At 68.5% G+C, this 16,084-nt stretch carries 16 protein-coding genes; 5 read left to right on the forward strand and 11 right to left on the reverse strand.

Annotation, left to right across the window (positions count from 1 at the left end; translation table 11 throughout):
* Window positions 1-120 precede the first annotated feature (120 nt).
* On the reverse strand, window positions 121-1,365 hold the full coding sequence (locus tag AC069H_RS25740; protein ID WP_478230263.1) for a DUF445 domain-containing protein: 1,245 nt from the start codon (window positions 1,363-1,365) through the stop codon (window positions 121-123).
* 7 nt (window positions 1,366-1,372) lie between these two features.
* Window positions 1,373-2,155, reverse strand: coding sequence for an Abi-alpha family protein (locus AC069H_RS25745; RefSeq protein ID WP_478234067.1), 783 nt, complete (start codon window positions 2,153-2,155; stop codon window positions 1,373-1,375).
* Window positions 2,156-2,235: 80 nt separating this feature from the next.
* On the opposite strand from AC069H_RS25745, the gene AC069H_RS25750 reads away from it, so the two are divergent.
* Window positions 2,236-3,105, forward strand: coding sequence for a maleylpyruvate isomerase family mycothiol-dependent enzyme (locus tag AC069H_RS25750; protein ID WP_478234275.1), 870 nt, complete (start codon window positions 2,236-2,238; stop codon window positions 3,103-3,105).
* Here AC069H_RS25750 and AC069H_RS25755 read toward each other — a convergent pair.
* Window positions 3,068-3,466: a pyridoxamine 5'-phosphate oxidase family protein gene (locus AC069H_RS25755; RefSeq protein ID WP_478234068.1), complete on the reverse strand. Its 399-nt coding sequence runs from the start codon at window positions 3,464-3,466 to the stop codon at window positions 3,068-3,070. The two genes, AC069H_RS25750 and AC069H_RS25755, sit on opposite strands and share 38 nt — an antisense overlap.
* Before the next feature lie 209 nt (window positions 3,467-3,675).
* Between AC069H_RS25755 and AC069H_RS25760 the strand changes: the two genes are divergently transcribed.
* Window positions 3,676-4,521 (forward strand): AraC family transcriptional regulator, encoded by an 846-nt coding sequence (locus tag AC069H_RS25760; protein ID WP_478234069.1) that lies wholly within the window; start codon window positions 3,676-3,678, stop codon window positions 4,519-4,521.
* On the opposite strand, the gene AC069H_RS25765 is transcribed toward AC069H_RS25760, so the two are convergent.
* The 4 genes from AC069H_RS25765 to AC069H_RS25780 are packed head-to-tail and all read right to left on the reverse strand — an operon-like array spanning window position 4,509 to window position 7,650.
* Window positions 4,509-4,865 (reverse strand): LapA family protein, encoded by a 357-nt coding sequence (locus AC069H_RS25765; RefSeq protein WP_478230268.1) that lies wholly within the window; start codon window positions 4,863-4,865, stop codon window positions 4,509-4,511. The two genes, AC069H_RS25760 and AC069H_RS25765, sit on opposite strands and share 13 nt — an antisense overlap.
* 38 nt (window positions 4,866-4,903) lie before the next feature.
* Window positions 4,904-6,052: a dipeptidase gene (locus AC069H_RS25770; RefSeq protein ID WP_478230269.1), complete on the reverse strand. Its 1,149-nt coding sequence runs from the start codon at window positions 6,050-6,052 to the stop codon at window positions 4,904-4,906.
* Between the two features lie 36 nt (window positions 6,053-6,088).
* Window positions 6,089-6,694 (reverse strand): alpha/beta hydrolase, encoded by a 606-nt coding sequence (locus AC069H_RS25775; protein ID WP_478234070.1) that lies wholly within the window; start codon window positions 6,692-6,694, stop codon window positions 6,089-6,091.
* Complete coding sequence (locus AC069H_RS25780) at window positions 6,691-7,650, reverse strand: ring-cleaving dioxygenase (RefSeq protein ID WP_478234071.1); 960 nt, start codon at window positions 7,648-7,650, stop codon at window positions 6,691-6,693. Before AC069H_RS25780 ends, AC069H_RS25775 begins: the two co-directional genes overlap by 4 nt.
* Window positions 7,651-7,747: 97 nt before the next feature.
* Between AC069H_RS25780 and AC069H_RS25785 the strand changes: the two genes are divergently transcribed.
* Complete coding sequence (locus tag AC069H_RS25785; protein ID WP_478230272.1) at window positions 7,748-8,209, forward strand: MarR family winged helix-turn-helix transcriptional regulator; 462 nt, start codon at window positions 7,748-7,750, stop codon at window positions 8,207-8,209.
* A gap of 64 nt (window positions 8,210-8,273) precedes the next feature.
* Here the strand turns inward: AC069H_RS25785 and AC069H_RS25790 are convergent, their stop codons facing one another.
* The 4 genes from AC069H_RS25790 to AC069H_RS25805 are packed head-to-tail and all read right to left on the reverse strand — an operon-like array spanning window position 8,274 to window position 13,383.
* Window positions 8,274-9,872 (reverse strand): benzoate-CoA ligase family protein, encoded by a 1,599-nt coding sequence (locus AC069H_RS25790; RefSeq protein ID WP_478234072.1) that lies wholly within the window; start codon window positions 9,870-9,872, stop codon window positions 8,274-8,276.
* Between the two features lie 19 nt (window positions 9,873-9,891).
* Window positions 9,892-11,313: a benzoyl-CoA 2,3-epoxidase subunit BoxB gene (gene boxB, locus AC069H_RS25795; RefSeq protein ID WP_478234073.1), complete on the reverse strand. Its 1,422-nt coding sequence runs from the start codon at window positions 11,311-11,313 to the stop codon at window positions 9,892-9,894.
* 7 nt (window positions 11,314-11,320) lie between these two features.
* On the reverse strand, window positions 11,321-12,913 hold the full coding sequence (gene boxC / locus AC069H_RS25800) for a 2,3-epoxybenzoyl-CoA dihydrolase (RefSeq protein ID WP_478234074.1): 1,593 nt from the start codon (window positions 12,911-12,913) through the stop codon (window positions 11,321-11,323).
* A gap of 32 nt (window positions 12,914-12,945) precedes the next feature.
* Window positions 12,946-13,383, reverse strand: coding sequence for a hypothetical protein (locus tag AC069H_RS25805; protein WP_478230276.1), 438 nt, complete (start codon window positions 13,381-13,383; stop codon window positions 12,946-12,948).
* Window positions 13,384-13,919: 536 nt separating this feature from the next.
* Here AC069H_RS25805 and AC069H_RS25810 point away from each other — a divergent pair.
* Both AC069H_RS25810 and AC069H_RS25815 read left to right on the forward strand, forming a co-directional pair.
* Window positions 13,920-15,821 carry an ABC transporter ATP-binding protein gene (locus AC069H_RS25810; protein ID WP_478234075.1) on the forward strand — a complete coding sequence of 634 codons (1,902 nt, stop codon included), beginning with the start codon at window positions 13,920-13,922 and terminating at the stop codon, window positions 15,819-15,821.
* Between the two features lie 46 nt (window positions 15,822-15,867).
* The gene (locus AC069H_RS25815) at window positions 15,868-16,059 is read left to right on the forward strand and encodes a hypothetical protein (RefSeq protein WP_478230455.1); all 192 of its coding nucleotides are present in this window, start codon (window positions 15,868-15,870) and stop codon (window positions 16,057-16,059) included.
* The last annotated feature ends 25 nt before the right edge of the window (window positions 16,060-16,084 follow it).

Below are 16,084 nucleotides of genomic sequence, written 5' to 3' on the forward strand. Positions count from 1 at the left end.
GCGATGGGTCCCAGCCCCGCGTTTCGTCCTCTGGATGCGGTCCTTGCGCGTGCAACTACCGCATTCAGAGGACTAAACGCGACAGCGGGCGACCCACCCAGCCGACCACCCATCCCCGCGTCAGGCGGCGAAGTGCTCCAGCAGGAGGACCTGCGCCTCACCGACGGCGAAACCCAGGACGGCACCGGTCGCGATCAGGATCCATTCGTCCTGCTGGAACGCCGGCCGCAGCAGTCCCTCGAACTCGCGCGGCGACAGCTCCTTCATCTTCGTCACCAGCACGTTCCGGATGTCCATCGCGTCCGTCGCGTAGTCCTCGATGTACCGCATGGTGTCCGGCAGTTCGTCCATGATCTTCTCGGCGATGTTCAGCTTCATGTCCTGATACCGCTTGCTGCCGACGGCGAACACCACCAGCGGTTTCCCGACGCCGATACGCCGCCCGAGCTGTTCGTCGAGCTGGCGCTGGATGAGCCCGAGCACGCGGTCCGACAGCGGGCCGTGCAGAACCGCCTCGATCACGTTGTGCGGGGTGATGATCTCCTTGGCGATCAGCGCGCCGTACGCCTCCGCGACCTCGCCGCGCCGTTTCAGGAACAGGCCCTGCCAGCGCACGCCGAAGTACCGGCGTTCCTCGATCGGATAGAAGATCATCCGCAGCGCGAGCCAGTCGGTGAACCAGCCGGTGAAAAGCCCGAACAGGGGCATGATCAGCGGGAACTTGAACAGCACCCACGCGACCATCTGGATCACGCCGATGAGCCCGCCGAAGAAGATGCCGGAGCGGGCGATGAACTTGAACTCCTTGTCGCCGGCCTCCTGGAAGATCCGGTTCAGCAGCCGTTTGTCCTTGACCAGTGCGGTGACCACCATGCCCTTGAGGTCGAATACACTGTCCACATCGGACTTGATCAGCTCCAGCACGGCCGCGACCATCCGCGGCGTCTCGGCCTGGACGCGCTGGATCACCAGCCGCTGCATCCCCACCGGCAGGGATTCCCACAGCCCCGGCTGATAGTGGGCGGCGACGTCGCGCACGATGTCCTCGACCGCCGCCTGGAGCGGTTTTTCGATCTCCTTGGCGATTCTCTGCGGATCGAGCCTGGCGACGACCTCGGCCGGTTTGATCAGCTGCTCGGTCATCGTGTCGCAGGCGATGCTCGCCATCCGCGCGGCGCGTTTGGGCACGATGCCCTGCCAGCCGAGGAACGGTTTGATGCCGACGAACTCGACCGGCTGGAACATCATCCGGATCGCGACGAGTTTGGTGGTGTAGCCGATCAGGGCGGCCACGATCGGGATGGAGACGTAGAGCGGCCAGTGCTCGCCGAAATCGGCGAGGATCCCGTCGAGGAACGCACCCATGCCGAAGTCAGCCGGCGCTCGGGTCGCAGGCCTGCCAGAACTGGGCGCCGAGCCGGGAAATATGGACCGTGCGCTTCACGAACTTGGCCCGCTTGACCGACTTCTCCGCCTCGCGGACGGTCTCGTCGGTCAGCAGGATCTCGTACTGCGTCTCCAGCGCGAGCACCTCTTCGTCCAGCTCGATCAGGCCGAGCCCGATCAGCCTGGTGAGGTAGCCGGGCACCTGGTCCGGCAGTGACACCCCGGCGGCCTTGCCGACGGTGGAAGCGTTGCGGAGCACGAACCGTCCGGCCGCGCCGAGGCTGGTCCGCTCGGCGACGTCGACGGCGGGGAACGGCGAGCCGTCGGAAAGCGCGGAAAGGATGCGGGCCTCGTCCGGCGTGAGCTGCCGCAGGATGATCGCATACAGGTATTCGCGGGCCCGCTCGCGGCCGAAGCCGATCGAGTGGTTGAGCAGTTCGGCCATCGCCGCGCGGAGCGGTTCGAGCTGGGCGCGGGTGTGCACGAGGGTGATGGTCGCCTCGACCGGCCGCGAACCGTTGGTGTCGGGCCGGTTCATCGCGGACGCGGCGGTGAGCGCGGCGTGGTACGGGTCGTCGACCTCGTCGAGACGGCGGCGCAGCTCCGAAAGCAGCTGCCGCTCGCCCTGTTTGACGATCTGTTCCGCGATTTCGACCCCGGGGAGTTTGCGGGTGAACTCGAAGCCCGTGCGGGCGGCCCAGCCCGCCAGCTGTCCCGCGCGTTTGGCGAAAGCGGCCAGGTCTTCACCGGCGGGTCGATCGTTGCTCACGGGCACTCCCCTCGCGTTCGCGCTGATGCTACCTGCGAGTAGGCCGAATGGCCGAGAATGTGATGGACCTGGGTGTTTGGATGGTCACCATGAGCTTCACGCGCTGGGGTCCGCCGATCGACGTCCTCCCGCTGTTCGCGCGGGAGGAGCAGGCTCTGCTCGACGTGCTCACCGGTCTGGACGCGGAGCAGTGGGCCGCGCCGACGGTGTGCACGGGCTGGACGGTGCACGATCTCGCCGCCCACATCCTGGGCGACAAACTCGGCAGGCTGTCCCGCGACCGTGACGGCTACCGGGCGACGGCACCGCGCGAGGGCGAACGCTTCGGGGACTTCATCGACCGGATCAACGACGAATGGGTGGTCGCGTGCCGTCGGCTGTCCCCCGAGGTGCTGTTCGCGATGCTGGTGGACAGCACCTCCCAGATCGCCGAGATGTGGGGCCGCGCCGACCTCGACGCCGTCGGCGAGCCGGTGAGCTGGGCCGGGGACGAACCGGCGCCGGTCTGGCTCGACGTCGCCCGCGAGTACACCGAGTTCTGGGTGCACCAGCAGCAGATCCGCGAGGCCGTGGGCGCGCGGACGCTGGACGAGCCGGAGTTCCGCGGGCCGGTGGTCGATACCTTCATGCGGGCGCTGCCGTACACCCTGCGTGACGTCGACGCCCGCGCCGGCAGGCAGGTCGCCTACACCGTCACCGGCCAGGGTGGCGGGAAGTGGACGGCGCGGCGGACCGCCGACGGCTGGGAACTCGACCGGGTCGCGCCGACGTCACGCGCGCCGCTGGCCTCGGTGACGACGGACGCGGACACCTTCTGGCGGCTGTGTACCCGGAACCCCGCGGACCGCGCCCGGGTCACCGCCGAGGGCGACGAAAACGTTTGCGCCACCCTGCTCGGGATGACCTCGATCATCACATCAGGTAACGGCTCACCTTCTCCGGCCGGATGACGAGCCGCACGAGATCGAGGGTCTGGATCCCGGCGAGCTCGCCCGCGTGGGCCGGGTCTTCGAGGTCCCAGTAGCGCTCGGCGAGCCGCGCGGCCAGTTCGTGCGCCCCGCCGGGCTCCACCGTGACGCCGCCGGAGACCGAGACCCAGCGCTCGCGTTCGCCCACCGGGGCGGCCACGATGATCGACGCGCGGGGATCGTCGTCCAGCCGCCGGACCTTGAGCGACTCGCGGGGCGTGAACAGCTGGATCGTGCCGTCGTCGGCAGCCTCGAACCACACCGGCCGGACCGGGCCGCCGGCCACGGTCAGGAATCCGTGCAGGGGGCGGCGGAGGAATTCGAGGTCGTCAGTGGTCAGCATGAACGCGATTCAACCCGGCAGACTTGGACGCGCCCATAGGTGAAAGGCCGGATCGCCTGTGTATTCGTCCAACGCGGCGGCCTGGGGAGAGGGCAGTCGATCGGGTGCCGGTGGCCGCGTCGCGAAAGCCGCTTTCGGGACATCTGACGTCGCGAAAGCCACTTTCGCAACGTGCCGCTCCGGCCCTCCCCTTCTCTAACCTCGGCAAGGTGGACGTCTTCAGTGACCTGATCCGCGGCGTGCGGTCCCAGGGCTCCTTGTTCGGCAGTTCGACCCTGTCCCCGCCGTGGAACCTGCACTTCGTGGACGGCGCGCCACTGACCCTGTGCGCCGTGCTCACCGGCGCGGGCTGGGTCGTCCCGGAGGACGGCCCGCCCGAGCCGCTTCGCGCGGGCGAGTCGGTCATCGTACGCGGCCCCGCGACGTTCACCTTCGTCGACGAAGTCGGCACTCCGGCCGAACCGATCGCGTGCGGCGAGCACTGCGCGACGCCCGAACAGGGCGGGACCCGGCACCGGCTCGGCTGGGTCGACGACCCGGGTGGCGAGACGACGTTGATCGTCGGCGCGTACCCGGTGCGCGGCGAGATCGGCCGCCCGCTGCTGGACGCGCTGCCCGTCGTGCTGCGCGTGGACGCCGGTGGCGCGGGCGACCCCGTGCTGGAGCACCTCGCCGCCGAGGTCGCCGTCGACGCGCCGGGTCAGCAGGTGGTCCTCGACCGGCTGCTGGACTGGATGCTCGTCTGTTCGCTGCGCGAGTGGTTCGACCGGCCGGGCGGCGAACCCCCGGCGTGGTGGGCCGCGCAGCGGGATCCGGTGGTCGGCGACGCCCTGCGCCTGCTGCACGCGGAACCGGCGGCACCGTGGACCGTCGGCACGCTGGCCGGGCGCATGACCCTCGCGGCGGATCTCCTCGCCGGACCGGAGCACGCGACCATTTCCGACATCGCCCGCACCGTCGGCTATTCCGACGCGTTCGGGTTCAGCGCGGCGTTCAAACGCGTGCGGGGCGTCAGCCCGAGCGAGTTCCGCCGCGGGGTCCCTCAGCGCAGCTGATGCCGCGACTTCTTGGCCTGCTTGCGCAACTGCAGGATCCGGGCGCCGCCGACGAGCGCGACCAGCGCGCCACCGGCGATCACGGAGAACAGCATCGCGACCGCCAGCGGCATGCTCCCGGACATGCCCAGGAAGTGCACGGTGGCCGTGTCCTGGTTCTGCAGGATGAACACGAGCAGGAACACCAGCACGATCAACGCCACGATGACGGCGATCCATGTGCCGCTCACCCGCGTCCGTTTGAGCTTCGGGCCGGCTTCGAATTTACCGCTGTGGCGTGCGCCGCCCGCGGTTTCGGACGGCTTGACGGGAACCTCGGCGGCGCCCTCCTCCGGCTGCGTCATGCAGGACAGTGTCCGCCGAAGCGGGCTTGATCGCGCTCTCAAGCGTCCGAACGGGTGACCTCGTCCGCCGCACGCAGCACCCGCAAGGTGTTCTTCCCGGCCAGTTTCGCGCAGTCCTCTTCGCTCCAGCCGCGTTCCAGCAGCGCGGCGAACAGCACCGGGTACTTCGAAACGTCTTCGAGGCCTTCGGGCAGCGTCGCGACTCCGTCGTAATCGCCGCCGAGCCCGATGTGGTCGACGCCCGCCACTTCGCGCGCGTGCTCGATGTGCGCGACGACGTCGTCGATGCCCGCCTTCGGCTTCTCGGGGCCGCCTCGTTCGGCGGTGAACTTCGTGCGCTGGTCGATGTTCCGGTAGTCCTTGCCCGCGGCTTCCATGTCCTGGCGCAGCCGGTCGTCCCACTCGGCGACCTTCGGCGAGATGAAGCCCGGCACGAACGTCACCATCGCGACGCCGTCCTTGGCCGCCAAGGTTTCCAAGACGTCGTCGGGGATGTTGCGAGGATGGTCGTTGACCGCGGTGCAGGAGGAGTGGCTGAAGATCACCGGCGCGGAACTGACCTCGAGCGCGGCGCGCATCGTGCTCGGCGCGACGTGCGAGAGGTCGACCAGCATGCCGATCTTGTTCATCTCGCGGACGACGTCGCGGCCGAACTCGGTGAGCCCGCCGTGCTCGGGTTCGTCGGTGCCGGAGTCGGCCCAGGTGGTGTTGTAGTTGTGGGTGAGCGTCATGTAGCGGACGCCGAGGCGGCGCAGGATCCTCAGCACGCCAAGGGATTCGGCGATGCTGTGGCCGCCCTCGGCGCCCAGCAGCGACGCGATCTTGCCGTCGCGGAAAGCGGTTTCGGCCTCGTCGGCGGTGTCCACGAGGGCCAGGCGATCGGGGTAGCGCTCGGCCATCTGGTGCACGATCTCGATCTGTTCGAGCACCGCCGTCACCGCGCTGTGGCCCTCGAACTGGCAAGGCACGTAGACGGACCAGAACTGCATCCCGAGCCTGCCTTCGGCGAGCTTCGGGAAGTCGGTGTGCAGATGCGGCTGACGGACCGTGAGATCCGTGCCGGTCACGGCCTCGACCGGGTCCGGCCCGGTCGTGACCCGCAGCTCCCATGGCAGATCGTTGTGCCCGTCCGCGAGGAGGACCCTGTCGAGCAGGGCCTGGGCGCGGACGAGGTCCCCGTTAGTCATCGGACGATGCTACGTTCGCGTCCTTTGCTCTCCCCGCTATGGGTTGAGCCACCCCGCGGCCGCTACCGAACCGTTGCCGGTCACCTGGTGCCCGCCGGGATGGCGATGGGCGACGACGTCCGCGCCGCGCTCGCGCAGGTCACGGACGAGCGTCTCCGCCGAGGGCAGCGGCGCCATCGGATCGTGCTCGCCGTTCGACAGGAAGACCCGGGTTCCGGACAGATCGTTCCGCGGCGGGGAAGGAACAGGCGACATCGCCGCGAACAGCACGGCCTCCCTGACGGCGTCCGGGCGGAGCAGGGTCACCGCGGCGGCGATGTTGGCGCCGTTGGAGAACCCGATGGCCACCAGCCGCCGGTCACCGAGGCCGTACTCCTCACGCGAGGCGAGCACGAAGTCGGCCAGCTGGTTCGCGCGGAAGACGACGTCCTCGTGGTCGAAAACGCCTTCCGCCAGCCTGCGGAACCAGCGTGCCGCACCGTGTTCCGACACCGGCCCGGCGGGCGCGAGCAGCGCCGACGCCGGGCTCAGCTGCCGGGCGAGCGGCACGAGATCGTCCGGGCCGCCGCCGGTGCCGTGCAAGAGCAGCAGCACCGGCTCGTCGGGCGCCCCTTCGACGTACTTGTGCTCCAAGGTGCTCATCGCGGGTTGTTCTCGCTCGGCAGGTCCAGCTTCGGCAGCATGGCCTCGATGTCCTCGCGTTTGGGTTCCAGCCACGGCGGCAGTTTCAGCGCGCGGCCGAGCTCCAGCAGCGGCTCGTCGATCGCGAAACCGGGTTCGTCGGTCGCGACCTCGAGCAGCGTGCCGCCCGGCTCGCGGAAGTAGATCGAGCGGAAGTACTGACGGTCCAAAATGGACGTCACGTTCACGCCGTCGCCGATCAGCTCGTCGCGCCAGGCGGCCTGGGTGTCCTCGTCCGGCGCGCGCCAGGCGACGTGGTGCACGGTGCCCGCCGCCACCAGCCCGCGCGGGGCGTCCGGCGTGACGAGGACGTCGACGAGCGCGCCGGGGCCGCCTTCGCCTGCGGAGAACCGCAGGCGGTTGCCGTCCTGGTGTTCGAAGGTCAGGCCGAGGCCGTCGGTCAGCATCCCGGCGGTCGCGTCCTCTTGGGACACCGACAGCGTGACGGAGTGCAGCCCGCGGATGGCGTGTTCGGCGGGGACCAGCTTCGTGTCCCACGGGTCACGCGGGTCGCCCTGCGGATGCGCGACGAGCGCGAGTTCGAGGCCGTCCGGGTCGAGGAAGGTGAGCGTCTCCTCGCCGTCGGAGTTGCGGACCTTGCCGGTCTCGACGCGGTTCTCCGCGAGGTGCCGCGTCCACCAGCCGAGTGAGGCCTCCGGCACGGAGAACGACGTCGTGGTCGCCTGGCCGGTGCCGTGACGGCCCTTCGGCGCGTCCCGCCACGGGAAGAACGTCATCAGCGAACCGGGCTTGCCGGACTCGTCGCCGTAGTAAAGGTGGTACGTGCCGGGGTCGTCGAAGTTCACGGTGGTCTTCACCAGCCGCAGGCCGAGTGCCCGGGTGTAGAAGTCCGCGTTGCGCTGGGGGTCGCCACCGATGGCGGTGACGTGGTGCAGGCCCGAAGTCTTGATCGACATGGTGCCCTCCTCTGGAGCCGGTGGACTCAAGCTAACCCGATAACCTCTCGCGCGCAAGATATATTCCAGGAAGAGTTCTTGGTGTACCCTCGCTCGCGTGGCAGTGGTGAAATCGGAGGAACCGAACGACGACGAAGTGGTCACGTGGTGGGGCCTGGTGATCGAGGGCTACCTGGCCACGCAGAACAAGCTGATGGGCGAGATCGCCGAACGGTTCGGTCTGGCGCCGGCGTCGTTCGACATCCTGCTGCGGCTCGTGCGCTCACCCGAGCACCGGATGCCGATGACCCGGTTGGCCGTCGAGGCGGCCCTGTCGAGCGGCGGGTTCACCAAGGTCGCGGACCGGCTGGTCGCCGCGGATCTGATCTGCCGCGTGCCCAGCCCGGACGATCGCCGCGTCACGTTCGCGGCGCTCACCGACCACGGTCTCGACGTCGCCGAGAAGGCGCGGGAAGCGTGTGCCGAGATCCTGCGGCGCATCGTCCTGACCCCGCTCGGTGACGGCGCGCACGATCTGGCCGAGGCCATGCGGACCCTGCGCACCGTCAACGGCGGGTGACGCGCGGCCTGGCACCTCGCATTTAGTCCTCTGAATGCGGTACTTGCGTGTGCATGGACCGCATTCAGAGGACTAAATGCGGCGGGGCGGGGGCCCGGACCTCGTACATGTCCCGTACCAGTTCCCGGATGACGTTGCGCCGGATCTTCCCGGTCGCCGTCTTCGGCAGTTCGCCCAGCTCGACGATGCTCCGCGGCCGCTTGAAGGACGCCAGCCCGGCCCGGCAGAACTCGATCAGCTCGTCCGCGTCCAGCCTGCCGCCGGGCACACCGACCACGCACGCGACCGGTTTCTCGATACCGTCGGCGTCGAAGGCGGCCACCACCGCGACCTCGGCGACCGCCGGATGCTGCAGCAGCCTGTCCTCGACCTCGGCGGGAGACACCCAGATCCCGCCCGGTTTCAGCATGTCGTTGAAGCGCCCGAGGCAGGTGTAGCTCCCGTCGGCGTTGCGCACGAAGCTGTCACCCGTCCGCAGCCATTCGCCCTGGAAGACCTGCTTCGTCGTCTCGTACCGCGCCCAGTACCCGGTCGCGATCGACGGCCCGGCGACGAACAGTTCACCGGGCTGCCCGTCCGGCACCGGCCCTCCCTGTTCGTCGCGCAGCGCGATCTCGTAGCCCGGCACCGGCACCCCGGTGCTGCCGGGTCGGACCTGACGCGGCCGGTTGGACAGGAAGATGTGCAACGCCTCGGTCGAGCCGATCCCGTCCAGGATCTCGACGCCGAAACGGTCGCGGAACCGTTCGTACAGCACGGCGGGCAGCGGCTCCCCCGCCGAAACCGCTTGGCGCACCGAGGAGAACGTGTCGTCGGGGATGTCGCTGGCGAGCAGCGCGGCGTAGAACGTCGGGACGGCGAAGAACAACGTCGGCCGCTCCGCGCGGACTCTGGCGGCGATCAGCCCCGGGGTCGGCCTCGCGGGTTCGAGCAGTGTCGTCCCGCCCGCCGCGAGCGGGAAGAACGCCGAATTCCCCAGCCCGTAGGCGAAGAACAGCTTGGGGACGGAAAGGAACCGGTCGTTCGGGCCGATGTCCAGCACGCCGCGCGCGTACGTTTCGCAGACCGCGCGGATGCTCGCGTGGCGATGCATCGCGCCTTTCGGCTTGCCCGTCGTCCCCGACGTGTACAGCCAGAGCGCGGGCGAATCCTCCCAGGTCGGCGCCGGTTCGAAACCGTAATCGTCCACTGTGGACAGCTCGCTCCACTCGTGCGCGCGGACCCCGGACGGCAGTTCGGCCGCCTTGGCCCTGTCCAGCACGACGTCGGTGACCTCCGGCGCCAGCCCGAGCGCGACCGTCGCCTGCGCGGCGAACTCGCCCGAAACACACAGGACCCTGGCGCGGGAATCGGCGAGCAGTTTGCCCAGGTCCAGCCCGGTGACCATGGTGGACACCGGCACCGCGACCGCTCCGGCCAGCATCGCGCCGAGGATCCCGGTGAGCAGTTCGACGTCGTCGACCATGCAGAACAGGACCCGCTCCTCCGGGCGGACGCCGATCGCCTTCAGCCCCGCCGCGACCCGGCGGCTTTCGGCCGCCAGGCCCGCGTACGTGAGGTTCCGTCTCGGGGAAACGACCGCGGCCTTCGCCCCGCGCCCTTCCGCCAGATGCCGGTCGAGCAGGTAGCTCGCCGCGTTGAAACCGGTGGCAGCAGCGGACACGGGCGCACCTTCTATCGGCTCAGCTCAGGTAAACGTATTCATAGTCGAACGGTTTCCCATTGATGCCCTGACGTGGCGGTGCCACCCAGCTCGCGATCTTTCCTCGCTCGTACACCGGGTGCATCAGCGATCGGACGAAGGTCAGGTCTTCGGGAGTGGGCAGCCACTTGCGTTTGCCGGCCAGCCAGGTCCGCTCGTCGACAACGGTGCCGTCGGGCGTCACATGGTGGCCGGAGTTTATGCCGACTTCGCGATTGAATCCAGGGTGCGGGAGGACGAATCGGAAGTCGATGCCCGCCTCGTCCAGGATCCTGTTCCAGCGGTTGACGCCGGTCTGGCAGTCGGCGCGGTACTCCTCCCGCAGGTCGAGGTTCAGCAGCAGGATGGCCGGGAGTTCCTCGGTCTCCCAGGTGCCGTCGGCCCTCGGCCGGGACAGCGATCCGGCGGCGTCGGTGAGCTTGTGGTCGTCCTTGCGGCGGGCCTCCTGCCAGCGGCCTTTCAGCCCGGCGGTGTAGTAGTTCGCCGCGTTGGTCGACGTCTCGCCGCCGAACAGGTCGAGCGAGACGGTGTAGTGGAAGTTGAGGTAACGCTGGATGACTTCCAGGGGGATCCCGCCGTGCCCGGCGATGTCGAAGGTGTCGTGCTCGCGGATCAGTTCGGCAGCGCGGGTGACCACCCGGTCGACCCCCGTGGTGCCGACGAACATGTGGTGCGCCTCTTCCTTGAGCATGAATTCACAAGTGCGGGAAAGCGGGTCGAAGCCGCTTTCCTTGAGGGTGCCGAGCTGGTATTTGCCATCGCGATCGGTGAAATAGGTGAACATGTAGAACGCGAGCCAATCCGCGGTCTCCTCGTTGAAGGCGCCGAGGATCCGGGGCGCGTCCGGACTTCCGGAATTCCGGAGCAGCAATCCTTCCGCTTCGTCGCGGCCTTCGCGGCCGAAGTAGGCGTGCAGCAGATACACCATCGCCCACAGGTGGCGGCCTTCTTCGACGTTGACCTGGAAGAGGTTCCGCAGGTCGTAGAGGCTCGGCGCGGTGAGGCCCAGCAGCTTCTGCTGCTCGACCGACGCGGGTTCGGTGTCGCCCTGGATCACGATGAGCCGCTGCAGGTCGGCGCGATATTCGCCGGGCACCTGCTGCCAGGCGGGCTCGCCCTTGTGCTCGCCGAAGCCGATCATCCGGTCCGGATCCGGCTCCGCGAGGAAGATCCCCCACCGGTAGTCGGGCACGTCGACGTGGTCGAAATGCGCCCAGCCGTCCCGGCCGACGCTGACCGCGGTCCGCAGGTAGACCCCTCGTGTCCGCAGCGCGGGGCCCATTTCGCCCCACCAGTCCAGGAATTTCGGTTGCCAGCCCTCCAGCGCCCGCTGGAGGCGCCGATCACCGGAGAGGTCGACGTTGTTGGGGATCTTGGCGTCGTAATCGATCTTGGTGGGCATGGGCTGTTCAAACCCGCTTCCTGTCGAAGACGGCCTTCTGACCGGTCCCGTAGCGACGCAGCGCGCCCTCGGGACCGGATGCGTTCGGACGGGTGAAGATCCAGTTCTGCCAGGCGGCGAGCCTGCCGAAGATCTTGCTTTCCAGCGTCTCGGGGCCGACGAACCGGTGGTTCGCCTCCATTCCGGTCAAGGCGTCCGGGCTGAGCGACGCCCGTCCTTCCAGCGCGATCCGGATCTCGTCCTCCCAGTCGAGGTCGTCCGGTGCGTCGGTGACCAGGCCGAGTTCGTTCGCCTCGGCCGGGCTCAGCGTTTTGCCGCGTACCTCCGCGAGCCTCGTGACGTGATCGGGGTCGCCGAAGAACCGGGACTCGAGGCGGGTCAGGCCGTTGCCCATCGGGAAACGACCGAAGTTGGCTTCCGACAGCGTGATCGACGCACGTTCTTCACTGTCTTCGTCATCGAGCGGCGGACCGTCCAAGATGTACTGCCGGTCCGCGGCGAGCGCGAGTTCCAGCAGGAGCCCGGCGTAGCAGCTGCCAGGCTCGACAAGGGCGATCAGACTGCGGCTGGTGACGTCCAGCCGCTTCAGCGTCCGCTTGAGGTAGTGGACGATTTCGTTGCTCAGGCAGTCTTTCGCGTCGAACACGGCGCGTTCGTGTTCGAGGACCTTCGCCGGATCGCCTTCGGTACGGAGTACCCACGTGCCGAGTTCGGGTTCGTTGGTGCGCAAGCGAAGGATCGCGTCGTCCAGTTCGCGGGTGACGTCCAGCAGCCAGCCGTCGTCGCCATCCGGGCCCTTGACGGTGATCGTCGCGTCGGTCTTGCCGCGGGCGATGTCGACATAACGATGCTTGAGTGGCCTCAGTTCGACGCCTTCCCCGTCGAGCCGCTCGCTCGTCCGCGCGAGCTCCTTCGCCCTGGCCAGCACGGCTTCGCGGAAACCCTGCCGCGGCACGAGCTCGTCGACGAGCCGCCAGTCGACAGCGGTGCGCCCTTTCACCCCGTCGGGGCGGGTGGCGAAGACGTCGGCGAGATCCCGCCGCACGCCGCGTTTGTCGACCACCCTGGTGAGCCCGCCGGTGCCGGGCAGGACGCCGAGGAGCGGCACCTCCGGCAGCGCGACGGTCGAGGAGTTGTCGTCGACCAGCAGGATCTTTTCGCAGGCGAGCGCGATCTCGTAGCCGCCGCCGGCACAGGTGCCGTTGACCGCCGCGACGTAGATCTGCCCGGAGTACGCGGCGGCGTCCTCCATGGCGTTGCGGGTCTCATTGGTGAATTTGCAGAAGTTCACCTTCCACTCGTGCGACGACGAAGCGAGCATGCGGATGTTCGCTCCGGCGCAGAAGACGTTGTCCTTCGCGCTGGTCACGATGACCACGCGGACCTCGGGATGCTCGAACCGCAGCCGCTGTGTCGCGTCGTACAGCTCGATGTCGACGCCGAGGTCGTACGAGTTGAGCTTGAGCTCGTACCCCGGCACGAGACCGCCATCCGCGTCGACGTCGAGTTCGAGCCACGCGACGTCGCCGTCGGTGGACAGTGTCCAGTGCCGGTAGCCGCTGGGATGACGTTCGAACGTCACCGATGTGGTCCGCGTCACCCTTCCGATTGTCTACATCGCACAGATTTACGTCAATGTTGTGTAGAAAGTTGGTCAGCCGTCGTCACCCGGCTGAGCTTCGCCGCCGCCCAGACCACGAACACCCACAGCAGCAGCGCGGCCGCCGTGTCGGTGTAGATCGTGGCGAACCAGAAGGCCGGGATCCGCGGCACGGCGACCAGGAAGTGGCCGAGGCTCGCGAGACCGGAGAGCGAGTAGACCATCAGGAAGACGAGCGCCCGCCAGTAACGTCCGCGCAGGTAGTCGCGGTAGCCGAGCACGCCGAAGACGGAGAAGAGGACGTACGCGACGACGACCAAGGTGGCGGCCATGCCCACCGAGATCCCCTCGACCTGCGGATAGTCCGCCGCCCTGATCACGTTGTGCGCGTAGTGCAGCGTGGTGGACAGCAGCGCGAAGGCCAGGATCAGCCGTAACGCGGCGAGTCCCTTGTCCTGAAGAGTTTCCATGTTCGCCCCCTTGGCGACTTGATAGATCGCTCTAGCGAGAGAGAATAGACCATGGCGGGCGAGAGATGAAGGGACCTTTGCTCCCGCGGGACGGGGTGTGTGGGTTTCGGTGCGCTAGATGTCCCAAACCCACACAGTCACCGAAGGCGGCCCGATCCGCTTCGCGCGCGGGAGCAAGGCGTGACCGGGCGGACGACAGGAGGGTGTGCGGAAATAGAGACGTTGAGTGTCCCTATTCCCACACACCCCTCACCCCGCGTAGCGACACTGACCGACCGTGTGGATTTTGGGACGTCAGATGTCCCGAAACCCACACAGTCACCGAAGGCGGCCCGAGCCGCTTCGCGCGCGGGAGCAAGGGACCTTTGCTACCGCCTGGTGCCCGGCCTCGCCCTTCGAGCGCAGGTTGCGAAAAGATGCTTTCGCAACGCCCTCCACCGCGGAAGCGCGACCGAAGCGCGGTGACACATCAGGAAAAGCACGCCCCACCCCTTCAGCTCTCGGAAATGTCGGTGGGTGCGCGTAGAGAAGGACGAGTGCCCGAAGCGACCGTGCCCCTGATCGGGGTCGAGAACCTCAAGATGCCCGAATGGGCCACGGTCGACGAGACCGTGGCCGCGGCGGGGATGGTCAAGGCCATCCGCACGCTCCCGTCCGCCGTGGCCATCGTGCTGCGGCTGGCCTGGCGGACGTCGCCGCGGCTGACCCTGCTCGCCGGCGTCGTCCACCTCCTTTCCGGCTGTGTCACGGCGTTCGGCCTGCTGGCCACGGCGAACGTGTTCATCGCGCTGCTGGAGAACGGGCCGACGCCGGACAGGGTGCTGCAGTCGCTGCCCGCGCTGCTGGTCGTCGTCGGCACGTACGCGTTGCGCGCGCTGCTCGACACGGCGGTGGCCGCGGTCGAGGGCGCGCTCCGGCCGCGAGTCGTGACTTCGGCGGGCGACGAGGTCACCGCCGCGATGGTCCGTGTCCGGCTGCTGGCCTTCGAGGACGCGGACTTCCGGGAGCTGGCGAGGCAGGGCGCGCGGTACGGGGTCCGGTCGATCGAGATGAGCCTGCGCTGGCTCGCGGATCTGACGTCGGCGCTGATCTCGCTGGTCGCCGCGCTGGTGGCGGCGGGCCTGCTCAATCCGTGGCTCGCGCCGGTGCTGCTGCTCGCGGCGGTGGCCGACGGCTGGGCGGCGGCGAAGGTCGCGAAGCTGAACTACCGGCATTATCTCGACACCGTCGGCCGCAACATCCGGAAAGGGATCGTCGAGGAGGTCGCGACCTGGCGCGAGTTCGCTCTCGAACGGCACGCCCTCACCCTCCAGGAGCCGTTGCTCGGGGAGTACCGGCGGATCACCGACAGCCTGATGCGCGAAGAGGTCCGGCTCGCGCACCGCAGCAACATCGTCCGCCTGACCGGGCGCGCGGCGGCCGGGGTGGGCACCGCGATCGCGTATCTGGTGCTCGGTCTCCTGCTCTACACCGGGCAGATGGAACTCGCCCTCGCCGGGACGGCCGCGCTCGCCATGCGGACAGCGTCGAATTCGTTGTCCATCACGATGCACGCGGTGAACTCCTTGTACGAGGAGTCGTTCTACATCGCCTTCTTCAATCGGCTGCTGGTGGAGTCCGAGAAACGGGGCCCGGCGAAGGGCGGGGTCGCGGCTCCACCGGATCCGGAAGAGATCCGGCTGGAGAACGTCGGTTTCACCTACCCCGGCCAGGAGAACCCCGCACTGCGCGAGGTTTCGCTGACCATCCGGCGCGGCGAGGTGGTCGCCCTCGTCGGGGAGAACGGTTCGGGCAAGACCACGCTGGGCAAGCTGCTCACCGGGCTCTATCCGCCTTCGGAGGGAAAGGTGTACTGGGACGACGTCGATCTGGCCGGCGCCGATCACGAGTCGGTGCACGCCAATATCGCCGTCATCGCCCAGGATCCCGCCGAATGGCCGATGACGGCGGAGCACAACGTGACCGTCGGCAGGCTCGGCCGGGAAGACCCGGAGCGCGCCGCGTGGCACGACGCGATCACCTCCTCCGGTGCCGACGAGGTGATCGAATCCTTGCCGGCCAAGGAGAAAACGGTGCTGTCCAAGAAGTTCAACGACGGGCAGGACCTTTCGGGCGGGCAGTGGCAGCGGATGGGCATCGCCCGCGGGATCTATCGCGACGCCGCCGTCCTGGTCGCCGACGAGCCGACGGCCGCCCTCGACGCGAAGGCCGAGGCCCGGGTCTTCGCGGGGCTGAGGCACGCGAGCGTTTCCGGGGCGGGCAGGCGCACGACGATCCTGGTGACCCATCGGCTGGCCAACATCCGCTCCGCGGACCGGATCCTCGTGCTGGAGAAGGGACGGCTGATCGAGCAGGGCACGCACGCCGAGCTCATCGAGGAAGGAGGCGTCTACCACGAGCTTTACGAGATCCAGGCCCGTGCGTATCGCGGCGAGTGAGCGGGTAACCGGTGGACGGCAAGGACCCGATCCATCGGAGGGAACCATGTCCGACCAGGAAGACCGCGAAGCAGCCGACGGCCCGAGCCCGGCCGACGCCTCCGAAGAGGCTGTCCAGCTCAGCAGGCCCGACGGCGGCGAACCGGGCGACACAGAACCGGAGGAGATCGCCGAAGACGAGGGCATGCAGCGGGCCGCCGGGCCGGAGAGCCAGGCCGTCCACGTCGAGGACGCGTAGCCGTTTCCGGCTTCGGCGGTCACAC

The organism is Amycolatopsis sp. NPDC043887 (assembly GCF_056435665.1).

What these genes read in the sequence shown, in the direction of transcription:
- AC069H_RS25780 (WP_478234071.1), bottom strand. Translation starts at nt 7,650, where the DNA reads ATGTCGATCAAGACTTCGGGCCTGCACCACGTCACCGCCATCGGTGGC.
- AC069H_RS25750 (WP_478234275.1), top strand. Translation starts at nt 2,236, where the DNA reads ATGGTCACCATGAGCTTCACGCGCTGGGGTCCGCCGATCGACGTCCTC.
- AC069H_RS25765 (WP_478230268.1), bottom strand. Translation starts at nt 4,865, where the DNA reads ATGACGCAGCCGGAGGAGGGCGCCGCCGAGGTTCCCGTCAAGCCGTCC.
- AC069H_RS25770 (WP_478230269.1), bottom strand. Translation starts at nt 6,052, where the DNA reads ATGACTAACGGGGACCTCGTCCGCGCCCAGGCCCTGCTCGACAGGGTC.
- AC069H_RS25805 (WP_478230276.1), bottom strand. Translation starts at nt 13,383, where the DNA reads ATGGAAACTCTTCAGGACAAGGGACTCGCCGCGTTACGGCTGATCCTG.
- boxB (WP_478234073.1), bottom strand. Translation starts at nt 11,313, where the DNA reads ATGCCCACCAAGATCGATTACGACGCCAAGATCCCCAACAACGTCGAC.
- AC069H_RS25755 (WP_478234068.1), bottom strand. Translation starts at nt 3,466, where the DNA reads ATGCTGACCACTGACGACCTCGAATTCCTCCGCCGCCCCCTGCACGGA.
- AC069H_RS25740 (WP_478230263.1), bottom strand. Translation starts at nt 1,365, where the DNA reads ATGGGTGCGTTCCTCGACGGGATCCTCGCCGATTTCGGCGAGCACTGG.
- AC069H_RS25815 (WP_478230455.1), top strand. Translation starts at nt 15,868, where the DNA reads ATGTCCGACCAGGAAGACCGCGAAGCAGCCGACGGCCCGAGCCCGGCC.
- AC069H_RS25775 (WP_478234070.1), bottom strand. Translation starts at nt 6,694, where the DNA reads ATGAGCACCTTGGAGCACAAGTACGTCGAAGGGGCGCCCGACGAGCCG.